Below are 23,676 nucleotides of genomic sequence, written 5' to 3' on the forward strand. Positions count from 1 at the left end.
GCAGGGGAAACCTAGATCAGCGGCGGCAGCGGTGGCGTTTCGACCACCGCCGGGGTTTCGCGCGCCACGCGTAATTCACGCTTGAGGCGCCCGTTCTCGAGCCGCAACCGGAACACCGCCGGCGCCGCCGATACCAGCCCAGCCAGCAGGCCGACCACGAAGAACGCAAGACCGATCAGGATCAGCGGAGCAGACCAGGCGTAGCCTGCCAGGAAATTCAGCGTAGCGGTTTGCGTGTTGGAGAGCGCGAGCACCAGCAGAAGCACGAACACCAGAACGCGGATCAACCAGACGATAAATTTCATGAATAAGGTCTCTCAACGGCAGTTGCGGGTAGGACGCCGGCTTGATGACGCGCGTCGCGCCACGGTGTCGCCCGCGCCGAAGTGACCCGTATTGTAATGGATGGCCCCGCCGGTGGGCAGCAACAAGCCATTCGCCTGCGCTTACGTGTGGTTTACCAAGTGGCTCAAAGGTGCGATGGCTGCGCAGCAGCAAATGCGCGGGCGAAAAAAAAGCGCCCGAAGGCGCTTTTTCTGGTCTTTTGCCGTCTGGCTTTGGCCGCTGACGCTACCCATGCCACGCTATCAACCGCGCAGCGGAGCATTTACAGGTCGTCGTCATCCGGCTCTTCGGCCTTCAGTGGTTCGCCCGAACGCCGGTCTACCCGCTCGCGCAATTCCTTGCCCGGCTTGAAGTGCGGTACGTACTTCTCAGGTACCAGCACCTTCTCGCCCGACTTCGGATTACGCCCGACGCGGGAAGGACGGCGATTGAGGCCGAAGCTGCCGAAGCCGCGAATTTCGATGCGATGACCATTGGCCAGAGCCTCCGACATCGCATCAAGCATCGTCTTCACCGCGAAATCCGCATCTTTAAGCACAAGCTGCGGAAATCGCGTAGCCAGCTGGGCGACCAATTCCGATTTGGTCATACTGCAGCAGACCTCTCAAGAAAACTCAAGGCTTACTGGTTCTGGCCGTCAAGCTTGGCCTTCAGCAGCGCGCCGAGGTTCGTCGTGCCGGTAGCAGCCGAGCTCGAGTCCGACGAAGCCAGGCCGCGGATCGCTTCCTGTTGCTCAGCCGAATCCTTGGCCTTGATCGACAGGTTGATGCCACGCGACTTGCGATCGATGTTGATGATCATCGCGTTGACCTTGTCGCCTTCCTTCAGCACGTTGCGAGCATCTTCCACGCGGTCCTGGGCGATTTCCGAAGCGCGCAGGTAGCCTTCGACTTCCGCCGACAACTGAACCACTGCACCCTTCGCGTCCACCGTCTTGACCACGCCGTCGACGATCGAACCCTTGTCGTTCATTGCAACGAAGTTGCTGAACGGGTCGCCTTCGAGCTGCTTGATACCCAGCGAAATGCGTTCCTTCTCGACGTCGATGCCGAGAACGATCGCTTCCACTTCGTCGCCCTTCTTGTACTTGCGAACCGCTTCTTCGCCCGTTTCGCTCCACGACAGGTCCGACAGATGAACCAGACCGTCGATGCCGCCCGGCAGACCGATGAAGACGCCGAAGTCGGTGATCGACTTGATTGCGCCTTGCAGCTTATCGCCCTTCTTGAAGTTGCGGCTGAAGTCGTCCCACGGGTTCGGCTTGCATTGCTTCATGCCGAGGCTGATACGGCGGCGGTCTTCGTCGATTTCCAGAACCATGACTTCGACTTCGTCGCCCAGTTGCACAACCTTCGACGGTGCAACATTCTTGTTCGTCCAGTCCATTTCCGACACGTGGACGAGGCCTTCGATGCCCGATTCCACTTCGACGAATGCGCCGTAGTCGGTGATGTTGGTGACCTTACCGAACAGGCGCGTGCCCGACGGGTAGCGACGGGAAATGCCTTCCCACGGATCGTCGCCCAGTTGCTTGATGCCCAGCGAAACGCGGTTCTTCTCTTGATCGAACTTGAGGATCTTCGCGGTGACTTCCTGGCCAACCGACAGCACTTCGCTCGGGTGACGCACACGACGCCATGCGATGTCGGTGATATGCAGCAGGCCGTCGATACCGCCGAGGTCCACGAACGCGCCGTAATCGGTGATGTTCTTCACCACGCCTTCCACGATCGCGCCTTCCTTCAGCGTTTCGAGCAGCTTTGCGCGCTCTTCGCCCTGGGTCGCTTCGATCACGGCACGGCGCGACAGCACGACGTTGTTACGCTTGCGGTCGAGCTTGATGACGCGGAATTCCAGCGTCTTGCCTTCGTACGGGGTCGTGTCCTTGACCGGACGCGTGTCGACCAGCGAACCCGGCAGGAACGCGCGGATGCCGTTGACCATCACGGTCATGCCGCCCTTGACCTTGCCCGTGATCGTGCCGGTCACGAGTTCGTTATTGTCGAGCGCTTTTTCCAGCGACAGCCACGAAGCCAGACGCTTCGCCTTGTCGCGCGACAGGATGGTGTCGCCATAGCCGTTTTCGAGCGCGTCGATCGCGACGGAAACGAAGTCGCCCGCCTGCACTTCTACCTCGCCCGCGTCGTTCAGGAACTCTTCGAGCGGGATGTAGGCTTCGGACTTGAGACCAGCGTTGACGACCACGAAGTTGTGGTCAACACGCACGACTTCGGCGGAGATCACTTCGCCGGCACGCATGTCTTGCTTGGTCAGCGACTCTTCGAACAGAGCCGCAAAAGATTCGGTATTCGGGGTAGAGGTTTGCAGGTCGGACATAAAAATCAAAATTTGCATGGTTTTCGCGGTGCCCGGCTGGCCGGATGGTCAGCAATGACGGCTATGTGCGAATGCCACGCGGGGTTAAGGGGTTAAAACACGCTCCACGCACCTGCGCGAAGCACCTACACAACAACATACTGCTTTTACAACGAATTTCCTGTCCGTGTTTTCACGCCGCTTTTAGCGACGCATTTCACACGGCAGGCAGAAGCGCCTGGTACCACTGCACGACCTGATCGACCGCCTGGTCGATCGACAATGCCGAGGTATCGAGCAGCTTCGCATCCGCCGCAGGCTTGAGCGGTGCGGCTTTGCGCTGACTGTCGCGCTCGTCGCGTTCACGCAAATCCCGGAGCAAGTCATCTATATTAGCAGAAAAACCTTTTTGGATCAATTGCTTATACCGCCGGGCGGCACGTGCCTCGGCACTGGCGGTCAGAAACACCTTGAGCGCGGCGTCCTGGAAGATCACCGTGCCCATGTCGCGGCCGTCCGCGACCAGTCCCGGCTCCTTGCGGAACGCCCGCTGACGGGCCACCAGCGCAGCTCGCACGGGTGCGTGGACAGCGATCGCCGAAGCCCGCTTGCCGATTTCCTCGGCCCGGATCTCGCTCGACACGTCGACGCCGTCGAGTTGCGCGAGCCCCTCGCGAAACGTGATATGGAGATCGTCAATCAGTTTGGCAAGGGCGTCGGCATCGTCCGGCGCAATGCTGTAGCGGATGCTCGCCAGCGCGGCGAGCCGGTACAGGGCGCCGCTGTCCAGCAGGTGGAAGCCGAGATTGGCGGCAACCAGTGCGGCCACGGTGCCTTTGCCGGAGGCAGTCGGGCCGTCGATCGTAATGACGGGCGTCTGGTGAAAGGGACGGGTCGGTTTCATCGAAAAAGTCGCACGTCGGGTCGATTCGGTCGAATCAAGGTTGGGCCAGCGCAATAAAGCGCTCGAAATAGTCAGGGAAAGTCTTGCCGACGCACTTCGGGTCGTTGATCCGCACCGGCACGCCGCCAAGGCTCACGAGCGAGAAACACATCGCCATGCGGTGGTCGTCGTAGGTGTCGATGGCGGCGTTCGGCGTCAGACTCTCAGGCGGCGTCACGGCGATATAGTCCTCGCCCTCCACCACCTTCGCGCCGACCTTGCGCAGTTCGGTCGCCATCGCCGCCAGCCGGTCGGTTTCCTTGACGCGCCAGCTTGCGATGTTGCGCAGCGTGGTCGTGCCGTCGGCGAACAGCGCGGCCACCGCGATCGTCATCGCCGCGTCCGGGATCAGGTTGCAATCCATGTCGATCGGTTCCAGCTTGCCGTGATCGTGGCCAACGCCGCGCACCTCGATCCAGTCGTCGCCCATCGTCACGTTCGCGCCCATGCGGATCAGCGCGTCGGCAAAGCCGACGTCGCCCTGAATACTGGCTCGCCCGACGCCTTCCACACGCAGCGGACCGCCGCCAAGAGCGCCCGCGGCAAGGAAATACGAGGCGGACGACGCATCGCCCTCCACCATGATCTTGCCCGGCGACTGGTAACGCTGGCCGGACGGCACGGTGAACTGGTGCCAGCCGTGGCGCTCGACCTCGATGCCGAAGCGCGCCATCAATTTGATCGTAATCTCGATATAAGGCTTGGAGATCAGTTCACCGTCCACCTGCACCACCGTCACACCGGCCTCGGTGCGCAGCAACGGCAGCGTCATCAGCAGCGCGGTCAGAAACTGGCTTGAAACGTCGCCTTTCACGCGGATCGGCGCCTCGGCGGCGATCTGGCCTGCACGAATGCGCAGCGGCGGATAGCCTTCGTTCTCTTCGTAGTCGATCCGCGCGCCGATCTGACGCAAACCGTCGACAAGGTCGCCAATCGGCCGCTCGTGCATGCGCGGCACGCCATGCACGCGATAGTTGCCGCCGTTGACCGCCAGTGCCGCCGTCAGCGGACGCACGGCCGTGCCGGCGTTGCCGAGAAAGAGGTCCGCGGCCTTGGCGGTGAACGCGCCGCGTGTACCGGTCACCACGCACTCGTCGCCCTCGCGCTTGAGTTTCACGCCGAGCTTTTCGAGCGCATCGAGCATCACGCGCGTGTCGTCGGAATCGAGCAGGTTGGTAATCGTGGTTTCGCCCTCGGCGAGCGCTGCGAGCAGCAGCACGCGGTTCGAAATGCTCTTCGAGCCAGGCAAGCGAATCGTGCCGGACGCACGGGAAAACGGTCCGAGATCGAGGTATTCCATGGTTGAGTCCAGTTCCGGTTATTTCGCGGAGTCAGGCGCAGCGGCAAGCGTCGCGCGCTGTTCCTGCCATTCGGTACGCGCCACGCGCGAGCGGGCGAAGACAGCCTCGAGCGCGGCGCCGTCCGCTGCCTCGATGGCGGCGCGCAGGCGCGCCAGCACGGCTGTGTACGCATCCAGTTCGTCGAGCAGCGCCACACGGTTCGCCACGCAGACATCGCGCCACATTTCGGGGCTCGATGCGGCGATCCGCGTGAAATCGCGGAAGCCGCCCGCGGCGAAGGAAAATTTCAGTGCCGCGTCGGGCGAATTGAGAATCTGCTCGACCAGCGCAAATGACAGCAGATGCGGCAAATGACTCACCGACGCAAAGACGCGGTCGTGCTGCTCGGCGCTCATCTGATGCACCGCCGCGCCGGTGGCGCGCCACAGCGCGGCGACCCGCTCCACCGCCGCCGGGGGATTGTCGGGTAAGGCACAGAGAACCACGTTGCGGCCCACATACAAATCGGGCAAGGCGGCATCCACCCCGCTCGACTCACGCCCGGCGATCGGATGACCAGGTACGAACTGGCCTACCCGCTCGCCCAGCGCGGCCCGTGCCGCAGCGACAACGTCGGATTTGGTGCTGCCGGCGTCGGTGACGATGGTGCCCGGATCGAGAAACGGCGCGATCCGCTCTAGCAGCGGCTGGGTCTGCGCCACCGGCGCGGCCAGCAGCACAAAATCCGCACCGGACAACGCGGCCCGCAGCGCTTCGTCGTCGGCGAGCGCGGCGCTCGCGTCGATCACGCCAAGTTCGAGCGCGCGTGCAGTCGAGGCCGGCGAACGGCCTACCCCGATCACCGTACACGCCCCAGCCGCTGTACCGCGCTCGCGCAGCGCGCGTGCGAGCGAGCCGCCGATCAGGCCGACACCGAAAATCACCAGCTTGTTAAAAGAAAACCCGGCCACGTCGGTCATAGAGAGAAGCGCGCCATCGCGTAATGCGCGGGCGCGTGGATCAAAATCTGACGCTCGGTTCGAGCGCCCGGCGCGCCCGATCAGGCTGGCGCGAGCGTCTTTTCGAGCGCGGCGAGGAATGCTTCGTTTTCTTCCGGCAGGCCGATCGTGACGCGCAGCCATTGCGGCAAACCGTAGTTGCCGACCGGGCGCACGATCACACCCTGCTTCAGCAATGCCAGATTGACGCGGTTGCCGGCATCGTCGTCGTTGCCAACGCGCACCAGAACGAAGTTGCCGAACGACGGCACATACTCGAGACCGAGCTTGTCGAACGCTTCAGTCAGACGGCCATAGCCTTGCGCGTTCAGCGCCGCACTCTTTTCCAGGAACGCCGCGTCGTTCAGGGCTGCGATTGCCGCAGCCTGAGCCAGCGTGTTCACGTTGAACGGCTGGCGCAGACGGTTCAGAAGATCGGTCAGTGCCGGTTGTGCAATCGCAAAGCCAACTCGCAGTCCGGCCAGGCCGTACGCCTTCGAGAACGTGCGCGAGACCAGCAGGTTCGGGTAACGGCGCACCCATGCGATCGAGTCGTAGCGCTTTTCCGGCGCCAGATATTCGGTGTACGCCTCGTCGAGCACCACCACGACATGGCTCGGCACCTTGTCGAGAAACGCTTCGAGCGCCGGGCCTTCGATGAACGTGCCGGTCGGATTGTTCGGGTTGGCGACGAAAATGAGGCGCGTGTCGTCGGAGATCGCGGCCAGCATCGCGTCGAGGTCGTGGCCGTGCCTGACCGCCGGCACCACGATGGCGCACGCTCCCAGGCCTTGGGTGGCGAGCGCGTACACCGCGAACGAGTATTGCGCATAGACGATCGACTGGCCCTTCTCCACCAGCGCGTGCGCGGCGATTTCGAGGATGTCGTTGCTGCCGTTGCCAAGCGTGATCCAGTCAGCCGGGACGTCATAGCGGCTGCTCAACGCTGCCTTCAATTCAAACGCGTTCGCGTCCGGATAGCGGCCCAGCTCGCTTGCGGCCTGCGCCATGGCGCGCTGCGCCGACTCCGGCATACCCAGCGGATTCTCGTTCGACGCGAGCTTCACGATGTTCGCCTCGTCGAGGCCAAATTCGCGGGCCACTTCCGAAATCGGCTTGCCGGCGACATAAGGCGCAATCGCGCGCACATAGGAAGGACCGAAAGGCGTTGTCATGAATATCTCCGGATCGACTAATTGAAGTAATGGATGAGGTTCGGCAAAGGACGAGGCCTGTGTATCAGCGGGCCCGCGGGTACGAGCCCAGAATCTTCATGAACTCGGCCTTTGCGCCGAGCTCGGCCAGCGCCGCCGCGACCGGGGCATCGTCCCGATGGCCTTCGACGTCAATATAGAAGTAGTACTCCCACGTACCGACGCGCGCCGGCCGCGACTCGAAGCGCGTCATCGACACGCTGTGGCGCGCCAGCGGTTCGAGCAGCTTGAACACTGCGCCCGGCTGGTTGGCCACCGACACGATCAGCGAGGTCTGATCGTGACCGCTGACGCTGGCCGGCTCCTTGCCGATCATCACGAAGCGCGTGCGGTTGTGCGGATCGTCCTGGATCAGCGCGTGCGCGACCTGCAGGCCGTAGTGCGCCGCCGCGCGGTCGCCGGCAATCGCCGCCACCGTAGGATCGCTGGCGGCAAGCCGCGCCCCTTCGGCGTTGCTCGACACCGCCTGGCGCTCCAGATGCGGCGCGTTCGACGCGAGCCAGCCCTGGCATTGCGCAAGCGCCTGCGGATGCGCGCACACACGTGTCACACCGGCCAGGCCGCCGCTCAAGGTCAAAAGATTGTGATGGATCGGCAAAGCGAGTTCGCCGCCGATCAGCAGTTGCGTTTGCAGCAGCAGATCGAGCGTGCGCGACACCGCGCCTTCGGTCGAATTCTCCACCGGCACGACGCCAAATTCGGCGGCGCCGGCTTCGACCGAACGGAACACTTCGTCGATCGACGGGCACGGCAAGCCTTCGATCGACTGACCGAAGTACTCGTGCATCGCCTGTTCGCTATAGGTGCCCACCGGCCCGAGATACGCGGCCTTGATGGTCTTCTCGAGCGCGCGGCTCGCCGCCATGATCTCGCGCCAGATCGCGCTGATGTGATCGCTGGCGAGCGGCCCCTCGCTCATGTCCTGCAAGCGCGCGATCACCTGCTGTTCGCGCTCCGGCCGGAACACCGGCGCGTTGAAATGCTTCTTGACCTCGCCGACTTCGAGCGCGATCGCGGCCCGCTGGTTGAGCAGCGCGATCAACTGCGCGTCGATCGCGTCAATGCGTTCGCGCAGCGGTTTTAGTCGGGTATTAAGTTCGTCGTCCATGCGTAAAACGGCTCTGCCGGGAAACTGCGTGAAGGGATGCGCGCACCTGAAGCCAGGCTTAAGCGCTGCGCTGTTCGAATTCCTTCATGTACTCGACTAGCGCTTTAACGCCTTCGAGCGGCACCGCGTTGTAAATCGACGCCCGCATGCCGCCGATGGACTTGTGGCCCTTCAGCTGCACCAGCCCGCGCGCTTTCGCGCCGGCCAGGAAATCTTCGTTGCGCGTTTCGTCCGCGAGAAAGAACGGTACGTTCATCCGCGAGCGCGAAGCGCGTTCAATCTTGTTCAGGTAGAAACTGCTTGCATCAATCGCGTCATAGAGAAGCTTCGACTTCTCGATGTTGCGCGCTTCCATGACGGCGAGGCCGCCCTGCTTTTTCAGCCACTTGAACACCAGCCCGGCAATATAGATCGCATATGTGGGCGGCGTGTTGTACATGGAATTGTTCTCGGCGACCGTTTTCCATTCGAACGCCGACGGGCAAATAGTCATCGCACGATCCAGCATGTCTTCGCGCACGATCACCACGGTGACACCGGCCATGCCGATATTCTTCTGCGCTCCACCGTACAGTACGCCATATTTGGCGATGTCCATGGGACGCGAGAGGATATGCGATGACGCATCCGCGACCAGCGGGATGTCGCCAAGATCGGGGATTTCGAAGGTTTCGACGCCGTGAATCGTCTCGTTCGTGCACAGATGCACGTAGGCCGGATCGTCAGACAATTGCCATTCCGCACGCGCGGGGGCGCGGGTAAAACCGTCTGCGGTCTCGCCGGTGGCGGCGAGATGGACGGTACCGTACTTGTGTGCTTCCTTGAACGACTTTTGCGACCACGACCCCGTCACCACGAAGTCGGCACGCGGCTTCGAACCGAACAGGTTCATCGGCACAATGGCGTTTTCACCGAGACCGCCGCCCTGCAGGAACAGGATACGGTGGCTGGCGGGCACCTGGAGCAGCTCGCGCAGATCGGTCAGCGCTTCCTCGTGGATCGACATGAATTCTTTACCGCGATGGCTCATTTCCATCACGCTCATGCCGCTGCCGTGCCAGTTGAGCATCTCGTCGGCTGCGAGGCGCAGCACTTCTTCGGGCATGGCCGCAGGTCCGGCCGAGAAATTAAAGACGCGCATTGTGAAGTCCCTGAAGCAGGCGCTTGGCCAATAAGCCATGCGAATTCGCGCCTGAAAAGAAAATGGCCGTCTGCGCGTGTGCGCAAACAGCCATTATCGCATTGACGCCGGTAACCCGCCAAACCCCAGCGCCGCGAGGGGCTTAAGGCTGACCGGTTACTAACCAGATCAAGCTAAGCGAATCCAGCCAGGCGAATACCGGTGCCGCGGGCACCGGCGGTGACAGCCACGACGTGCTTACTTGGCCGGCTTGACCGAAGCGACTTCCTGGTCAGCCTGAGCGCGCGTTGCCTTGATCGATTGCGGCATGTACTTCTGCATCAGACCGTTCACGACGTCGCGGCCAACCTGGTCTTGAACCTGGATGAACTTGCGGCCCGTCGGGCTCTTGTAGAACGCCGTCAGATCCTTGATTTCCGACGTCGTGTAGTACTTCGCGTAGGCGTCGTACTGTGCTTGCATCGCATCTTGACGGAAGCCGTCCGTTGCGAAGACCTGGCCTGCCGAGTCAACCAGCTTCGGCACAGCGTTCTTCTGCAGCGTCGGAACGGAAGCTTGCTTCTGCTTGTCCGTCATCGTCTTGTTTTCGCTCAAAGCGTCCGACAGGATAGCCGGGACCAGTTGCTTGGCTTGCATTTGCGCGCTGTTACCAATTGCGCCGACGAGCTTTTGCGCGTCGATCGCGTCCAGCAGATCCTTGATGGCAGCCTGCTTGGCCGGATCGACCGGCGCTGCAGCAGCAGTGCTGTCAGCAGGAGCAGCCGTTTGATTCTGAAGTGCTTGCGCCATCGCGAAAGTCGGCACGAAAGCAGCCAGCAACATCAACTGTTTGAATCGTTTTTGCATCATTACTCCCTAAGAGAAATTAGTCGAACTGCTTGCCGCGCGGACTGCGTATCGGCCCGATACGCTTGTCTGCGTCCACGCAGCATTCACCTAATATATGAGACTTGCCGACGCGAATCAGGCGGCTCCGCCTTCTTCACCGCTTTCGTCACCTTCAGCGGAACCTTCGGCGTCGCCATCCACATCGGCTTCGGCCTCAGCAACCTGCTGCAGACCCGACAGCTTCGTCCCTTCATCAAGGCTGATGAGTGTAACACCTTGGGTCGCGCGGCCCATTTCACGAATTTCCGACACACGCGTGCGGATCAGCACGCCCGTATTGGTAATCAGCATGATCTGGGCTTCCTGATCCACCAGCGTTGCGGCAACGACACGGCCGTTGCGCTCCGACGTCTGGATCGCGATCATTCCCTTCGTGCCACGCCCGTGGCGCGTGTATTCGGCGATCGGCGTGCGTTTGCCGAAACCGTTTTCCGTGGCAGTGAGCACTGACTGCTGCTCGTCGCCCGCAACCAGCAGCGCAATCACCTGCTGCCCGTCTTCGAGCTGCATGCCGCGGACACCGCGCGCTTCCCGGCCCATCGGACGCACGTCGTTCTCGTCGAAGCGCACCGCCTTGCCCGAATCCGAGAACAACATGACGTCGTGCTGGCCGTCGGTGATCGCCGCGCCGATCAGGTAATCACCATCATCCAGACCGACCGCAATAATACCCTTGCGCAGCGGCCGGCTAAAGGCTTCCAGCGGCGTCTTTTTTACCGTTCCTAACGCGGTGGCCATGAACACGTACTTGTCGGCCGAGAATTCCTTGACCGGCAGCACCACCGTGATCTTCTCGCCGTCCTGCAGCGGGAACATGTTCACGATCGGGCGGCCGCGCGAGTTGCGCGAGCCCTGCGGCACTTCATAGACCTTGACCCAGTAGACGCGGCCGCGGTTCGAGAAGCACAGGATGTGGTCGTGCGTATTGGCGATGAAGAGCGTGTCGATCCAGTCGTCTTCCTTCATGGAAGTCGCCTGTTTGCCGCGACCTCCGCGCTTCTGGGCGCGATATTCGGACAACGGCTGCGATTTCACATAACCCGCATGCGACATGGTGACCACCATGTCCTGCGGCGTGATCAGGTCTTCGGTGTTCAGCTCGGTGGCGTTCAGCTCGATCTTCGAGCGGCGAGCATCGCCAAATTCGGCCTTGATCGAGGTGAGTTCGTCGACGATGATCGCCGTAATGCGTTCCGGGCGCGCCAGGATGTCGAGCAGGTCGGCGATTTGCGCCATCACTTCGCGGTACTCGCCGATGATCTTGTCCTGCTCCAGCCCCGTCAGGCGTTGCAGACGCATCTGCAAGATTTCCTGAGCCTGAGTGTCGGACAGATGGTAGAGGCCATCGGACTGCATGCCGAACGCCGGGTTCAGGCCTTCCGGGCGATACGCTTCCCGACCGCCGACAGCGGCGTTTTCCGTCTCGGCGCGCGACAACATTTCGCGCACCAGCGACGAATCCCACGAGCGCGCCATCAATTCCTGCTTCGCAATAGGCGGCGTCGGCGCTGCCTTGATGATTGCGATGAATTCGTCGATGTTCGCCAGCGCAACGGCCAGGCCTTCCAGCACGTGCCCGCGTTCGCGCGCCTTGCGCAGTTCGTATACAGTGCGCCGCGTCAGCACTTCCCGGCGATGCGACAGGAAGCAGCTCAACATTTCCTTCAGGTTCAGCAGCTTCGGCTGGCCGTCGACCAGCGCGACCATGTTCATGCCGAACGTATCCTGAAGCTGGGTCGCCTTATACAGATTGTTGAGGATGACCTCGGGCACTTCGCCGCGCTTGAGCTCGATCACCACGCGCATGCCGCTCTTGTCGGACTCGTCGCGGATATCGGAAATGCCTTCCAGCTTCTTCTCATTGACGAGTTCGGCGATCCGCTCGAGCAGCGAACGCTTGTTTACCTGATACGGCAGCTCGTCGACGATGATCGCCATGCGCTGGCCGCGGTCGATTTCCTCGAAGTGCGTGAGCGCGCGCATCACCACGCGGCCTCGGCCGGTGTGATAGCCGTCGCGCACGCCGGCCACGCCATAGATGATGCCGGCCGTCGGGAAATCCGGCGCCGGAACGATTTCGATCAGTTCGTCGACCGTCGCTTCCGGGTTCTTCAGCAGATGCTGGCAGGCGTCGACGATCTCGTTCAGGTTGTGCGGCGGGATATTCGTTGCCATCCCCACCGCGATCCCGGACGAGCCATTGATCAGCAGATTGGGAATGCGCGCCGGCAGAATGGCCGGCTCGTTTTCGCTGCCGTCGTAGTTCGGCGTGAAGTCGACCGTTTCCTTGTCGATGTCGGCGAGCAACTCATGGCCGATCTTGGACATGCGGATTTCGGTGTACCGCATCGCCGCGGCGTTGTCGCCGTCGACCGAACCGAAATTGCCTTGACCGTCGACCAGCATATAGCGCAACGAGAAGTTTTGCGCCATCCGGACAATCGTGTCGTAGACAGCCGTATCGCCGTGCGGGTGATACTTACCGATCACGTCGCCGACGATACGCGCCGACTTCTTGTATGCTCGGTTCCAGTCGTTGTTCAGCTCGTGCATCGCGTACAGCACGCGCCGGTGAACCGGCTTCAGGCCATCGCGGACATCGGGAAGCGCACGCCCCACGATCACGCTCATCGCGTAATCGAGATACGAACGGCGCATTTCCTCCTCTAGGGAGATTGGCAGAGTCTCTTTGGCGAATTGATCCATTATCCGTATCTTTTACGTGCGAAGACGATGGCGGAACACCGCCTCCGCGTAAGCGCTGCAGGCGCAACGCATCACGCGATTCTAACACGCGAGGCATCCATCCCCGCTGGGGTACGTATACCTATTAGTGGGAAGCACGCGAGCGGCTCTGGAGACGCTTCTGGGACAAGCAGCAGCGGGCCCGATTCGTGCTGACTCCAGATCGGCCCGCAGCCGCAACTGGCGGGGCAAACCGCCGCTCCAAGGCTTTTGTTGCGGATGCACCACAATCGGACAGGGGTATGGAAGGGGGGCGGAATTTTTTTTCGTGGGAAGGGAACGATATGGCAAAATGCCAACGCACAAAGAGTTAGACACTGCTCGAAGTCTACACAGCGCGTCTTTTGTTCCGCACCAATGTTATACTTCGAGCAATGTATGACTTGTCTTCGTCAACAGGCTCGCAGTAAACCTGCGGTAATCTCAATTTCGAGAGGAGAAATATGAATAAACTTTCAAAGCTCGCGTTCATTGCAGCTACCGCAGTTATGGCTGCATCCGCTTCGGCACAGTCAGTGCCGGCGTCGCGACAAGCTACGAACGACAACTGGGTGAACGGTACGGGCGAGTACGTGTGGATGAACGGCACGAACGAACTCTGCTGGCGAGATGCATTCTGGACGCCGGCAACCGCTAACGCAAAGTGCGATGGTGCACTGGTTGCACAGGCACCGACTCCGCCGGCACCGCCGGCACCGGCTCCGGTTATCTCGAGCCAGAAGATTACGTATCAAGCTGACGCTCTGTTCGACTTCGACAAGGCCATCCTGAAGCCGGGCGGCAAAGAAAAGCTGGACGATCTGGCATCGAAGATCGGCGCGCTGAACCTGGAAGTCGTGGTTGCTACGGGTTACACGGACCGCATCGGTTCGGACAAGTACAACGACCGTCTGTCGCTGCGTCGTGCACAAGCTGTCAAGGCATACCTGGTCAGCAAGGGCATCGAAGCCAACCGTATCTACACGGAAGGCAAGGGCAAGCGCAACCCGGTCACGACCGGTTGCAACCAGAAGAACCGCAAGCAACTGATCGCCTGCCTCGCACCGGATCGTCGCGTGGAAGTCGAAGTTGTCGGTACTTCGAAGCAGTAAGCTCCAAATTACCGCAGTATCAAAGCCCCGCTTCGGCGGGGCTTTTTTTATGTCCCACGGGTTTTTCGTACGCCCGGCCGGCATGCGCGCCGTCGCAGCCCGGCATCAGACACGCTGCCTGCAAGCCGCAAAGGCCGTGGCATTTTGCCGCTCTGTCTGTCGGCCTATATACTCAGGGTTTATCCTCGCATCCGCTCACCCGCTCTCCTCAAGGCCGCATCCGCCATGACCAATGCCGATCCCCACGAACTGCAGAAATTCAGCGATCTCGCGCATCGCTGGTGGGACCCGAACGCCGAATTCAAACCGCTGCACGAACTGAATCCGGTCCGGTTGAGCTGGATCGACGCTCACGCGCATCTTGCCGGCAAGCGAGTGCTCGATATCGGCTGCGGCGGTGGCATTTTGTCTGAGTCGATGGCCGGATTAGGCGCCGATGTGAAGGGAATCGACCTCTCGCATCAGGCATTGGGGGTCGCAGATCTTCACAGCCTTGAAAGTGGTGTAACCGTAGATTACGAAGAAATCGCTGCGGAGGCTCTCGCGGCCCGCGAACCCGGCACCTACGACGTCGTGACCTGCATGGAAATGCTCGAACACGTACCCGAACCGGCCGCCATCGTGGCAGCCTGCAAGACCCTGGTCAAACCGGGCGGCTGGGTGTTCTTCTCCACGCTCAACCGCAACGTGAAATCGTATCTGTTCGCGGTAATCGGCGCCGAATACATCGCGCGGATGCTGCCCAAGGGCACCCACGATTACGCACGCTTTATCCGCCCCTCGGAACTGGCAGCCTTCGTGCGCGCCGCCGAGCTACGCACCGCGGACATCAAGGGCATCGTCTATCACCCGCTCAGCAAGCACTTCGCGCTGTCGGACGACACGAGCATCAACTACATGCTCGCCTGCCGCCGCGACGTCTGACGCGCGCCGGCCCCCACCCTTACCTGTATACATGAGCGACCCTACTCCCCTGCCTCAGCGCGAAGACGAAGACGCCTCGATCGGCCTGTGTCAGGCGGTCCTGTTCGACCTCGACGGCACCCTCGCCGACACGGCCCCCGATCTGGCCGCCGCCGTCAACAAGATGCGTCATGAGCGCGGGCTCGAGATGGTGCCGCTCGACGACCTGCGGCCGCTGGCATCGGCCGGCGCCCGCGGACTGATTGGCGGCGCCTTCGGCATCGGACCTGAGCACCACGAATTCACTGCGATGCGCGCGGAGTTTCTTGCCAATTACGAAGCCGATCTGTGCATCGAAACGACGCTCTTTCCCGGCATAGACGCGTTGCTCGATGAGCTCGATGCACGCAGCGTGCGCTGGGGCATCGTCACGAACAAGGCCGCGCGTCTGACCGATCCGCTGGTTGCGCTGCTCGGTCTCGATCTGCGGGCGGGCTGTGTGGTCAGCGGCGACACCACACCGCACTCGAAACCCCATCCGGCGCCGTTGCTGCATGCGGCTCGCGAGCTCGATCTGGCGCCGGAGCGGATTGTCTATGTGGGTGACGACTTGCGCGACATCCAGGCGGGCTTCGCCGCCGGGATGGTGACGGTGGCCGCCGCCTACGGCTATTGCGGCAACGACATTCCGCCGGCCCGCTGGCACGCGCAGCATGTGGTGCAATCGCCGGCCGAGCTACAGAAGCTGCTCCGCGACATCAGCTAGGCGAGCACTGTCAATCTACTGTAAAATTTAGGTTGGCCCCGAAATTGGGGGCAACAAACCGCGGGGGCGACCTGGTTTCGACAGGGGTTGCGAAGCGGCTAGGGCATACCGAGGACCCGTCACCTCGTTAATCAATGGGAAAAACGTAACTGCAAACGACGATACGTTCGCACTGGCAGCCTAAGGGCCGCCGTCCTCTGCCTAGTTCACTGACGGGCTAGTGTCGCAAGACCGGTAGCAATACCGACAGAGGTCATATACGTCAGTTAAGCCTTGGCGGTGTCACGACGTCCGGGTCGAAAATCTAGTGAATCGCCGTCATGCAGCGTGTTCGTCCGCGTCGTGGCGGTTAAATCAAATGACAGAACTAAGTATGTAGAACTGGTCGTAGAGTGCTTCTGGACGCGGGTTCGATTCCCGCCGCCTCCACCAGAACACGTTGCACACAGCAGGAATGTCTTACGAGAAACCCCGACAGCATCAGGCTCTCGGGGTTTTTTGCTTCTATCGTCTACGATGTTCCAGCAGCACTTAAGACGCCTGTGACGGAGGGGGATTTCTTCCAGTAACCGCTGCGTGAGCAAATCAACCTGAAGCATCCGCTGGTGCGCCATGCTGACCTGATCAACTGGGAACGGCTGGGCGCGTCGATAAGCGAGAGTTTCGTGTCCAGCAAGGGGTGCCCGGCTACATCGCCGCGCCTGATTGCGGGTCTGCTTTACCTGCAAACGGAACCACCAATCGCCCCATCGAGCCTGACATGTTGACCACAACCTGCGAATGATCCTCAGGAAGCTACGGCTTCTTTATGCGTTCGTTGTTGCTGCTTTGCTCAACCCCAGCATTCCCGCCGATATGATGGCGTAACGTCGGCTGCACACAAGACGAATTGTTCAGGCTCGACCAATTAGAGAAACGCACTGCCAGTCGAGTCGCGCGCAGGCACTCAATCCATTTTCACGTAGATTGCCGCGTCCGCGGACTCGCCCCGGATCGCTCACGACGCCACGTTCATGGTTCACAAACCGCCCGACTTCGTCGAAGATCGAGTCTCGTCAAACGGAATACCTTCTCTGCCGCCGTTTATGCTCGCATCCGCCTCAGGTACCAGGCCGTTTTCCGTGCTAACACCAAGCGCCGCCTGCAACCTGCGAGCGCCGAACTGCGGAGTCTATTCGGATAGCACCGGCGACATCTCCACTCGGAACCCTTCATGAAATCACTCTTGCCGAAACTGTCTGCCGCAGTACTGATCTGCGGCTCGTTACTGGCGCAAAGCGCGCACGCGGTCGATCTTCAGGTCATGATCTCGGGCGGTTTCACAGCCGCCTACAAGTTGCTCACGCCAAAGTTCGAAGCGAGTTCCGGAAACACGGTCGACACCGCCTATGGGCCGTCGATGGGTAATTCGCCCGAGGCGATTCCCAACCGCCTCGCGCGTAACGAGCCTGCGGATGTGGTGATCATGGTGGGCTACGCGCTCGACAAGCTGATCGCCGAGGGCAAAGTGGCGCCAGGCTCGCGGGTCGAGCTGGCCGACTCGCGCATCGGCATGGCGGTGCGCACGGGCGAACCCAAGCCGGACATCGGCAGCGTCGAGGCGTTCAGAAAGACCTTGCTCGCGGCAAAGTCAGTGGCGTATTCAGACAGCGCCAGCGGCGTCTATATCCAGAACGAGCTCTTCGAGAAAATGGGCATCGAAGCTCAGATGAAGCCCAAGGCCACCATGATCCCCAAGATTCCGGTGGGTTCCGTCGTGGCCAAAGGGGACTATCAACTGGGTTTTCAGCAGGTGAGCGAACTGCTACCGGTGCCCGGTACCGAGTTCGTCGGCAAGATTCCCGAGTCGCTGCAATCGGTTACCCGTTACGCGGCGGGAATCCCGGTTAACGCAGCGCATCCGCGTGAAGCCAGGCAGTTGCTTGACTTCCTCGCGTCACCCGAGGCCGCGCCGGATGTGGCCCGCACCGGTCTCGATCCGCTCGCGGCGAAATAGACACCCGGCACCGCGGCGATACTGCCCGCGCACGCACGATCGTCGGCGCGATGTGTCGCGCCGCACGTGGCTATCAGTTTTGCGGGCACTGCAGATTGCAGCCGTCCGGGTCACCGTTGTCGCCCTTGCGGCGCATCGCCGACTTCTTGTCGGACTGGTATTTGTTCGACGGCGCCGAGGCGGCAAACGGCAATTGCGGGTGTTCCTGCAGATGGAATTCGTCGGTCAGAATGCCGCCCGGCACCCCCGGCGAGTTTTGCGCAAAAGCGATGGAAACCGTGGCGCACAGCGTGCCGGCCGCAACCGCCACGGCACAGGCTTTGAGTAGAACGTTCATGTCGATCCGGCGCGGCATGCCGCGCAGTTGAGGCTAATCCGAAGGCTCAAGAGTATCGCATACCGCACCGCCACGCAGCGGCACGCACCACCTGCGTTGTTACCGACGCTTACCCCACAAACCACGCCTCGCAATGGCGCAGCAAAGCATTGGCATCGAATGCAGGCCGGCCGCGGACGCTGACGTAGCCGTCCGGGCGCACCAGGTAGAACGCCGGCCGGGTCCGCCCATAAGATTCTGACAGCGGCGGCGCGCCCTCGCCTGCAACGTCCGTGATGCGCCAGATCCGCACGGCGCCGTGCAACAGGCGCTCGACGGCTGTGCCTAGCCGGTCGAGGTCCGCCGCGTGCGCTGCGGCGATGCGGCCGGCGGACGTATCGAGCGGCGCGTCTTCGGTGCCATTCGGCGCAACCAGCAGGAAGAGCGAGAAAAACGCCGGGTCGTGCAGATCGAAAATGCAGCCGATGCCAGGTGCGCGGCCAAGCGGCCCGTCCACCACATGCACCAGAGCATCCGGCGCGCGCTCCCCCGCCCGCGGGCCGCCATCGAGGATCCGTTCGAGCGTCAGCGGACTGCGCCGGTACTGGATCGACAGCTCGCTAACCGAGAGGCGCGCGGCATCGCGCAGCGGGCCGAGTGCGGCGAGCGCCGGCATCACCCGCTCTCGCAGCAGCTTCAGCGGCCCATGATCGGCTTCGGCGAGCTGCGTGACGAAGCTCGTCTGCCGCAACACCTCGCGCTCGATCGGATGCCGCTCCAGGTGATAGGAGTCGAGCAGCCGGTCCGGCGCATCTCCCTTGATCACGCGCGCCAGTTTCCAGCCCAGATTGAATGCCTCCTGAATGCCCGTGTTCATGCCCTGAGCCCCGGCGGGACTATGCACATGCGCAGCGTCGCCGGCAAGAAACACGCGCCCGGCCCGCAACTGTTCGACCATCCGGCTATTCAGATGAAAATGCGCCGACCACCGGAGCTCCGTAAATTTCACCGGGTGATGGATGCGCCGCCCGGCAATCGCGCAGCACTCGTCGAGCGACGGCGGCAGCGCAGATGACGCAGCGGCTCCTGATGGTGAAGGCGTTCCGTTAGCAGACGCTGCCGCCGTGTCCACATTGCGCGCCGGATCAGAATCGGCCGGCGCCGCGCCCGTTTCGACCGGGTCCGGCTGCGCGGAATGATCGGCGATCAGCCGGTAGCGCTCACCGCCCATCGGGAACAGCGCCGCGAGCCCCTCGCCCGAGGCGAAGATATGAAACTCGTCGTCGGGCCATTCGGTCTCGGCATTCAGATCGGCCAGCAAAAAAGTTTGCTCGAAGGTCTTGCCTGCGAAGCTCATGCCGAGCCGGTGGCGAATCGCACTATGCGCGCCGTCAGCCGCGATCAGGTACGAGGGATGGAGGGTTTCGCCGTGGCCGTCCGCGCGCTGCAGCGACGCGCTGAGTCCAGCGGAGCCTTGCACGAATTCAGTCAGTTCGACGCCACGCTCGACTGTCACGCCGAGTGTGGCCAGTTGCTCGGTCAGCAGACGCTCGGTGATCGACTGATCGAGAAACAGCAGATAGGGATAACGCGTTTGCAGCGGATCGAAATCGAGACGCGCGAGGCGTTGTCCGTTCGAATAAAGATTGGCCGCGCGAGCCCGATGGCCCAATTCCAGAAACGGCTCGACGAGGCGATGCTGCTCGAACAGTTCAAGCGTGCGCGCCTGGATGCCGATGGCCCGCGAATGCGGGTCGGGCTGCAACGCCTTGTCGATCAGGCGCACGGGAATATGCGCGCGCGCCAGACTCATTGCGGCGGCAAGCCCGGTTGGGCCCGCCCCGACGATCAGCACCGGCGACGCATCGTAGGAAGCGGCAGCCATGCGGAACTCCTGAGACCAACATCCGGCTAGTGTACGCCGCTGCCCCGCCACCTGAAGGTGCGGTGCGTCAATCCGGCGTCAATCGCGGTGCGGATGGTCGAGGGCGCAACGATGGTCGCTGGTGCCGAGGTCGACCTGCAGCGTAGCGTGCTGCATCGCAAATTTTTCGCGCAAGGTCAGGACGATGGCGTCGACGATCGCATCGCCCGGGTGACCGTCCGGCATCACGAGATGGGCGCTCAGCGCGTTGCCGGTGGTGGAAAGCGCCCACACGTGCAGATCGTGGACATCCGTGACGCCCGGCTGGCCCGCTAGATAGTCGCGAATCCGCTGCAGGTCGACGCCCGGCGGAACCGCATCCAGGGCGAGCCGGACCGAATCGCGCAACAGCCCCCATGTACCGTAGACGATCACCGCGACCACCACGAGACTCATCAGCGGGTCGAGCCAGCTCCAGTTGGTGGCGAGAATCACAAGGCCGCTGATCGCCACGGCGGCGGAAATCAACGCATCGCCCGCCATATGCAGGAAGGCGCCGCGGATATTGAGGTCCTCCTTCTGGCCGCGCATGAACAGCCACGCGGAGAAACCGTTGACCAGCATGCCCACGGTAGCGACCACGAACACCGTCAAGCCGGCGACCGGCGCGGGGTGCAGCAAACGGTCAAGCGCTTCGGCGACGATCGCCCCGCACGCAAACAGCAGCAGCCCCGCGTTCGCCAGCGACGCGAGGATCGACGTGCTGCCGTAGCCGAACGTGTAGCGTGCCGACGGCCGGCGTGCCGTGAGCCACGTGGCGCCCCAGGCGAGCAACAGACCCAGCACGTCCGACAGGTTGTGGCCGGCATCGGCAAGCAGCGCGGTCGAATGAGCGATCACGCCGTAGACGGCCTGTATCAGCACGATGGCGATATTCAGCACGATCGCGATAGCGAACGCGCGCCCATGACCGGCGACCGGCGCGTGATGGTGATGGTGACCGCCGTGGGCATGACCGTGGCTATGGGCGTGCCCCTGGGTGTGCGAATGACCGGCCTCCTTGTCGTGCTCGTGCGCCGTTTGGTCGTGCGAGGCGTGAGCATGCCCGCCATGATCATGCGCCGGGTGCTCGTCATCCGAGTGAAGATGGTCGGCCTCATCGCAATCCGCGTGATCATGTCCGGCGCCGGCCGGTTGCACGGCATCGGCAGCCGGCTCGCCGGCACGCGTTTCGTCGGCATCCGCGCCGTCGAGCCAGACCGGCGCGTGATCGTCTTCGCGCTCCTCGGCAGCCTCGTCAGGGCGTGGGATTTTATTCATTACGAGTCCAGGGAAAAGTCGGCGAGCGGTTCGGCCACATGTTCCAGCATGCCGGCAAGCATGCCGCTGATGTGCCGGTCCGCCGCGAGGTAGAACACCTGCTTGCCCTGGCGCGCGGCCCGCACGATGCGCGCCGCGCGCAACAGGCGCAGATGATGGCTCACCAGCGAAGGCGAGAGGCCCAATGATTCGGCAATCTCGCCTACCGGGCGCTGCTCGTCGACACAGGCCAGCACGATACGCAGGCGGGTTGGATCACCCAGCAAGCGAAACAGGTCGGCTAGCGGCACGACGCGGTCGTCATTGACAGCGGTGGCGTCAACGGTATCAGTGGACAAAGGCAACATCTCTCTCAAACATATGAATAGTTGTTCATATGTTATGGATCAAGCGGCAAAAGGTCAATCGGTGGGTATGGGGCAGCGAGTGTGGGAAAATGCGACATTTGCCTTACAAGAGCTGTGCTTCCCGTCATGGAACCCCTGTTTGAAAGCGCCTACGCGGCGCATCGTGACGGCCGCCTCGACGACGCCGAGCGCGGCTATCGCGCGACGCTGGATATCGATCCTGCGCACGTCGATGCGCTGCACCTGCTGGGCGTGCTGCGTCATCAGCTCGGCCAGCATGCCGAAGCGGCCGACCTCGTCGGCCGCGCGGCCGACCTGCGCCCGCAGGATGCCGCGCTGCAGTTGAATCTCGGCAACGCGCTCAAGGCGCTGGGTCAGCTCGACGGAGCAATCGAGCGCTTTCGCAATGCGCTGACGCTCGCGCCGGCGTTTCCGCTGGCGCACTACAACCTGGGCAACGCATACGCGTTGGCAGGCCGCCACGAAGATGCGGCCGACGCGTTCCAGAAGTCGTTGCGCCTGCAACCCGATAACGCGTCGACGCACAACAACCTCGGCAACGCGCTGCACGCGCTCGGCCGCCATGAAGAAGCCATCGCGTCGTTTCAGCAAGCACTCGAACTGCAGCCGGGACATGCGGGCGCGCACAACAACCTCGGCATGGCGCTCAATGCGCTCGGCAAGGCCGACGAGGCAATCGCGCAGTTTAGTGCGGCGCTCGCCGCACAACCGCGCTTTGTCGCGGCGCACTTCAATCTCGCCAACACGCTGGACGCAACCGGCCAGCACGAAAAGGCGCTCGGGGCATTCGAAGCGGTGCTGGCACTGCAACCGCAATTTCCACCCGCGCTATTCGGTCTCGGTAATGCGCTCGCCGCGTTGGGCCGTCACCGCGAAGCGCTGCCGCGCTTCGAACTCGTGGTGGGCCTCGATCCGAAACTGGCCTTGGCCTGGCTCAGTCTTGGCACCGCGCACCACGCACTTGGCGCCCATGAGGCAGCCGTGCGCGCCTTCGATCAGGCGTTACGGCTGCGGCCCGATCTCGCCTCGGCGCACCTGAACCGGGCACTCGCGTGGCTCACGCTGGGCGATTTCGCGCGCGGGCTACCCGAATACGAATGGCGCCTGAAAACCATAGCCCAGCATGCCGCACAGACGCTGCCGCGCTGGCAAGGCGAGCCGATCGAACAACGCACCCTTTTCGTGCATGCCGAACAGGGCTTTGGCGACACGCTGCAATTCGTGCGCTTCGTGCCGCTGGCCGCCCAACGCGCAGCGCGCGTCGTACTCGAGGTACAGCCGCAACTCGTGCCGATTCTCGCGCCCGCCGCGCTCGAATGGCGCGTCACCCTGATCGCACAAGGCGCCCCGCGCCCACCGGCGGATTTGCAATGTCCGCTGCTGAGCTTGCCGCTCGCGCTTGGCACCGACCTCGAAACGATCCCCACACGCACGCCCTACCTCAGCGTGCCGCCGGCCTACCTGCGCAAGTGGCGCGGCTCGCTTGGCGGCCATGCCAGGCGCAAGATCGGCCTCGCATGGTCCGGGCGCATCCAGCAGCAGGAAAACCGCTCGATGCCGCTCGCCGCGCTCGAACCGCTGTTCGCGCTCGAGGGTATCGACTGGATCATCCTGCAACCGAATCTCAGCGCGGCGGAAAGCGCGACGCTCGATACCCATCCGCGCGCCGGCTCGATTCATCGCTTTGACAAACGAATCGGCGATTTCGCCGACACCGCGGCGATCATCGAACGGCTCGATGCCGTCGTCTCGATCGACACCTCGATCGCCCATCTGAGCGGCGCACTGCGCAAGCCGCTCTGGCTGATGCTGCCGTTTGCCGCCGACTGGCGCTGGTTTGTCGGCGCATCGCGCAGCCCGTGGTACCCCGGCGCTCGCCTCGTGCGCCAGCCGAAACCGGGGGCGTGGGCTGAGGTCGTAGAAAGCATCGCGCGCGAGTTGCGCGATGCGTAAGAGTAAGAGGTCCGCAGATTTTTAGATGTTCAGCGACGCTTGCGGCCTGCAAAAAACCCCCACGCTCGCAAGAGCGGTGGGGGTTTTCTTCGAGCCTGCGGCGTAGCGCGCCGCCTTGTCG

20 protein-coding genes, 1 other RNA gene and 1 pseudogene are annotated in these 23,676 nt (G+C 62.5%); 7 read left to right on the forward strand and 15 right to left on the reverse strand.

Annotation, left to right across the window (positions count from 1 at the left end):
• Window positions 1-11 precede the first annotated feature (11 nt).
• The 11 genes from AC1ECK_RS13630 to gyrA form a co-directional block, all read right to left on the reverse strand.
• On the reverse strand, window positions 12-305 hold the full coding sequence (locus AC1ECK_RS13630) for a LapA family protein (RefSeq protein WP_137953799.1): 294 nt from the start codon (window positions 303-305) through the stop codon (window positions 12-14).
• Between the two features lie 302 nt (window positions 306-607).
• Window positions 608-934: an integration host factor subunit beta gene (locus AC1ECK_RS13635; RefSeq protein WP_074300394.1), complete on the reverse strand. Its 327-nt coding sequence runs from the start codon at window positions 932-934 to the stop codon at window positions 608-610.
• Window positions 935-966: 32 nt separating this feature from the next.
• Entirely contained in the window at window positions 967-2,700 is a 1,734-nt protein-coding gene (gene rpsA / locus AC1ECK_RS13640) for a 30S ribosomal protein S1 (protein WP_042321879.1), read from the reverse strand.
• Between the two features lie 178 nt (window positions 2,701-2,878).
• Window positions 2,879-3,565 carry a (d)CMP kinase gene (gene cmk / locus AC1ECK_RS13645; protein WP_480319836.1) on the reverse strand — a complete coding sequence of 229 codons (687 nt, stop codon included), beginning with the start codon at window positions 3,563-3,565 and terminating at the stop codon, window positions 2,879-2,881.
• A 34-nt stretch (window positions 3,566-3,599) separates the two neighbouring features.
• Entirely contained in the window at window positions 3,600-4,904 is a 1,305-nt protein-coding gene (gene aroA, locus AC1ECK_RS13650) for a 3-phosphoshikimate 1-carboxyvinyltransferase (protein ID WP_480319838.1), read from the reverse strand.
• A gap of 18 nt (window positions 4,905-4,922) precedes the next feature.
• A complete protein-coding gene (locus tag AC1ECK_RS13655) occupies window positions 4,923-5,864 on the reverse strand; it encodes a prephenate dehydrogenase (protein ID WP_480319840.1) in 942 nt (313 codons plus the stop codon).
• Between the two features lie 80 nt (window positions 5,865-5,944).
• A complete protein-coding gene (hisC, locus tag AC1ECK_RS13660) occupies window positions 5,945-7,057 on the reverse strand; it encodes a histidinol-phosphate transaminase (protein ID WP_480319842.1) in 1,113 nt (370 codons plus the stop codon).
• Window positions 7,058-7,121: 64 nt separating this feature from the next.
• Window positions 7,122-8,204 (reverse strand): prephenate dehydratase, encoded by a 1,083-nt coding sequence (pheA, locus tag AC1ECK_RS13665; protein ID WP_480319844.1) that lies wholly within the window; start codon window positions 8,202-8,204, stop codon window positions 7,122-7,124.
• 58 nt (window positions 8,205-8,262) lie between these two features.
• Entirely contained in the window at window positions 8,263-9,345 is a 1,083-nt protein-coding gene (gene serC / locus AC1ECK_RS13670; protein ID WP_480319846.1) for a 3-phosphoserine/phosphohydroxythreonine transaminase, read from the reverse strand.
• Window positions 9,346-9,582: 237 nt separating this feature from the next.
• Window positions 9,583-10,191: a DUF2059 domain-containing protein gene (locus AC1ECK_RS13675; RefSeq protein ID WP_480319848.1), complete on the reverse strand. Its 609-nt coding sequence runs from the start codon at window positions 10,189-10,191 to the stop codon at window positions 9,583-9,585.
• A 117-nt stretch (window positions 10,192-10,308) separates the two neighbouring features.
• Window positions 10,309-12,939 (reverse strand): DNA gyrase subunit A, encoded by a 2,631-nt coding sequence (gene gyrA, locus AC1ECK_RS13680; RefSeq protein WP_480319850.1) that lies wholly within the window; start codon window positions 12,937-12,939, stop codon window positions 10,309-10,311.
• A gap of 482 nt (window positions 12,940-13,421) precedes the next feature.
• Between gyrA and ompA the strand changes: the two genes are divergently transcribed.
• The 6 genes and pseudogenes from ompA (at window position 13,422) to AC1ECK_RS13710 (ending at window position 17,734) form a co-directional block, all read left to right on the forward strand.
• Entirely contained in the window at window positions 13,422-14,069 is a 648-nt protein-coding gene (ompA, locus tag AC1ECK_RS13685; RefSeq protein ID WP_090684547.1) for an outer membrane protein OmpA, read from the forward strand.
• A gap of 225 nt (window positions 14,070-14,294) precedes the next feature.
• Window positions 14,295-14,993 carry a bifunctional 2-polyprenyl-6-hydroxyphenol methylase/3-demethylubiquinol 3-O-methyltransferase UbiG gene (gene ubiG, locus AC1ECK_RS13690; RefSeq protein WP_480319853.1) on the forward strand — a complete coding sequence of 233 codons (699 nt, stop codon included), beginning with the start codon at window positions 14,295-14,297 and terminating at the stop codon, window positions 14,991-14,993.
• 31 nt (window positions 14,994-15,024) lie between these two features.
• Window positions 15,025-15,738 carry an HAD family hydrolase gene (locus tag AC1ECK_RS13695; protein WP_480319855.1) on the forward strand — a complete coding sequence of 238 codons (714 nt, stop codon included), beginning with the start codon at window positions 15,025-15,027 and terminating at the stop codon, window positions 15,736-15,738.
• 62 nt (window positions 15,739-15,800) lie between these two features.
• Window positions 15,801-16,170: a transfer-messenger RNA gene (gene ssrA, locus AC1ECK_RS13700) on the forward strand.
• A 140-nt stretch (window positions 16,171-16,310) separates the two neighbouring features.
• Window positions 16,311-16,499, forward strand: a pseudogene (locus AC1ECK_RS13705) (transposase); the annotation flags it as partial.
• Window positions 16,500-16,951: 452 nt separating this feature from the next.
• Window positions 16,952-17,734 (forward strand): substrate-binding domain-containing protein, encoded by a 783-nt coding sequence (locus AC1ECK_RS13710; RefSeq protein WP_480319857.1) that lies wholly within the window; start codon window positions 16,952-16,954, stop codon window positions 17,732-17,734.
• A gap of 73 nt (window positions 17,735-17,807) precedes the next feature.
• Here the strand turns inward: AC1ECK_RS13710 and AC1ECK_RS13715 are convergent, their stop codons facing one another.
• From AC1ECK_RS13715 to AC1ECK_RS13730, 4 genes are all read right to left on the reverse strand, one after another.
• A complete protein-coding gene (locus AC1ECK_RS13715; protein WP_480319859.1) occupies window positions 17,808-18,071 on the reverse strand; it encodes a hypothetical protein in 264 nt (87 codons plus the stop codon).
• 109 nt (window positions 18,072-18,180) lie between these two features.
• Entirely contained in the window at window positions 18,181-19,935 is a 1,755-nt protein-coding gene (locus tag AC1ECK_RS13720) for an FAD-dependent monooxygenase (RefSeq protein WP_480319862.1), read from the reverse strand.
• A gap of 78 nt (window positions 19,936-20,013) precedes the next feature.
• A complete protein-coding gene (locus AC1ECK_RS13725) occupies window positions 20,014-21,234 on the reverse strand; it encodes a cation diffusion facilitator family transporter (RefSeq protein WP_480319864.1) in 1,221 nt (406 codons plus the stop codon).
• Complete coding sequence (locus AC1ECK_RS13730) at window positions 21,234-21,581, reverse strand: ArsR/SmtB family transcription factor (protein ID WP_480319868.1); 348 nt, start codon at window positions 21,579-21,581, stop codon at window positions 21,234-21,236. Before AC1ECK_RS13730 ends, AC1ECK_RS13725 begins: the two co-directional genes overlap by 1 nt.
• Before the next feature lie 126 nt (window positions 21,582-21,707).
• Between AC1ECK_RS13730 and AC1ECK_RS13735 the strand changes: the two genes are divergently transcribed.
• On the forward strand, window positions 21,708-23,555 hold the full coding sequence (locus tag AC1ECK_RS13735) for a tetratricopeptide repeat protein (protein WP_480319870.1): 1,848 nt from the start codon (window positions 21,708-21,710) through the stop codon (window positions 23,553-23,555).
• Window positions 23,556-23,676 lie beyond the last annotated feature (121 nt).

The sequence above is a fragment of the Paraburkholderia sp. SSBN10T genome, from assembly GCF_056619545.1.

Bases quoted from the DNA above. Each gene is read 5' to 3' on its own strand.
- ompA (WP_090684547.1), top strand. From the start codon at position 13,422: ATGAATAAACTTTCAAAGCTCGCGTTCATTGCAGCTACCGCAGTTATG.
- cmk (WP_480319836.1), bottom strand. From the start codon at position 3,565: ATGAAACCGACCCGTCCCTTTCACCAGACGCCCGTCATTACGATCGAC.
- AC1ECK_RS13635 (WP_074300394.1), bottom strand. From the start codon at position 934: ATGACCAAATCGGAATTGGTCGCCCAGCTGGCTACGCGATTTCCGCAG.
- AC1ECK_RS13675 (WP_480319848.1), bottom strand. From the start codon at position 10,191: ATGCAAAAACGATTCAAACAGTTGATGTTGCTGGCTGCTTTCGTGCCG.
- AC1ECK_RS13720 (WP_480319862.1), bottom strand. From the start codon at position 19,935: ATGGCTGCCGCTTCCTACGATGCGTCGCCGGTGCTGATCGTCGGGGCG.
- pheA (WP_480319844.1), bottom strand. From the start codon at position 8,204: ATGGACGACGAACTTAATACCCGACTAAAACCGCTGCGCGAACGCATT.
- hisC (WP_480319842.1), bottom strand. From the start codon at position 7,057: ATGACAACGCCTTTCGGTCCTTCCTATGTGCGCGCGATTGCGCCTTAT.
- ubiG (WP_480319853.1), top strand. From the start codon at position 14,295: ATGACCAATGCCGATCCCCACGAACTGCAGAAATTCAGCGATCTCGCG.
- AC1ECK_RS13735 (WP_480319870.1), top strand. From the start codon at position 21,708: ATGGAACCCCTGTTTGAAAGCGCCTACGCGGCGCATCGTGACGGCCGC.
- AC1ECK_RS13710 (WP_480319857.1), top strand. From the start codon at position 16,952: ATGAAATCACTCTTGCCGAAACTGTCTGCCGCAGTACTGATCTGCGGC.
- AC1ECK_RS13715 (WP_480319859.1), bottom strand. From the start codon at position 18,071: ATGAACGTTCTACTCAAAGCCTGTGCCGTGGCGGTTGCGGCCGGCACG.
- AC1ECK_RS13730 (WP_480319868.1), bottom strand. From the start codon at position 21,581: ATGTTGCCTTTGTCCACTGATACCGTTGACGCCACCGCTGTCAATGAC.
- AC1ECK_RS13695 (WP_480319855.1), top strand. From the start codon at position 15,025: ATGAGCGACCCTACTCCCCTGCCTCAGCGCGAAGACGAAGACGCCTCG.
- rpsA (WP_042321879.1), bottom strand. From the start codon at position 2,700: ATGCAAATTTTGATTTTTATGTCCGACCTGCAAACCTCTACCCCGAAT.
- serC (WP_480319846.1), bottom strand. From the start codon at position 9,345: ATGCGCGTCTTTAATTTCTCGGCCGGACCTGCGGCCATGCCCGAAGAA.
- AC1ECK_RS13725 (WP_480319864.1), bottom strand. From the start codon at position 21,234: ATGAATAAAATCCCACGCCCTGACGAGGCTGCCGAGGAGCGCGAAGAC.
- gyrA (WP_480319850.1), bottom strand. From the start codon at position 12,939: ATGGATCAATTCGCCAAAGAGACTCTGCCAATCTCCCTAGAGGAGGAA.
- AC1ECK_RS13630 (WP_137953799.1), bottom strand. From the start codon at position 305: ATGAAATTTATCGTCTGGTTGATCCGCGTTCTGGTGTTCGTGCTTCTG.
- aroA (WP_480319838.1), bottom strand. From the start codon at position 4,904: ATGGAATACCTCGATCTCGGACCGTTTTCCCGTGCGTCCGGCACGATT.
- AC1ECK_RS13655 (WP_480319840.1), bottom strand. From the start codon at position 5,864: ATGACCGACGTGGCCGGGTTTTCTTTTAACAAGCTGGTGATTTTCGGT.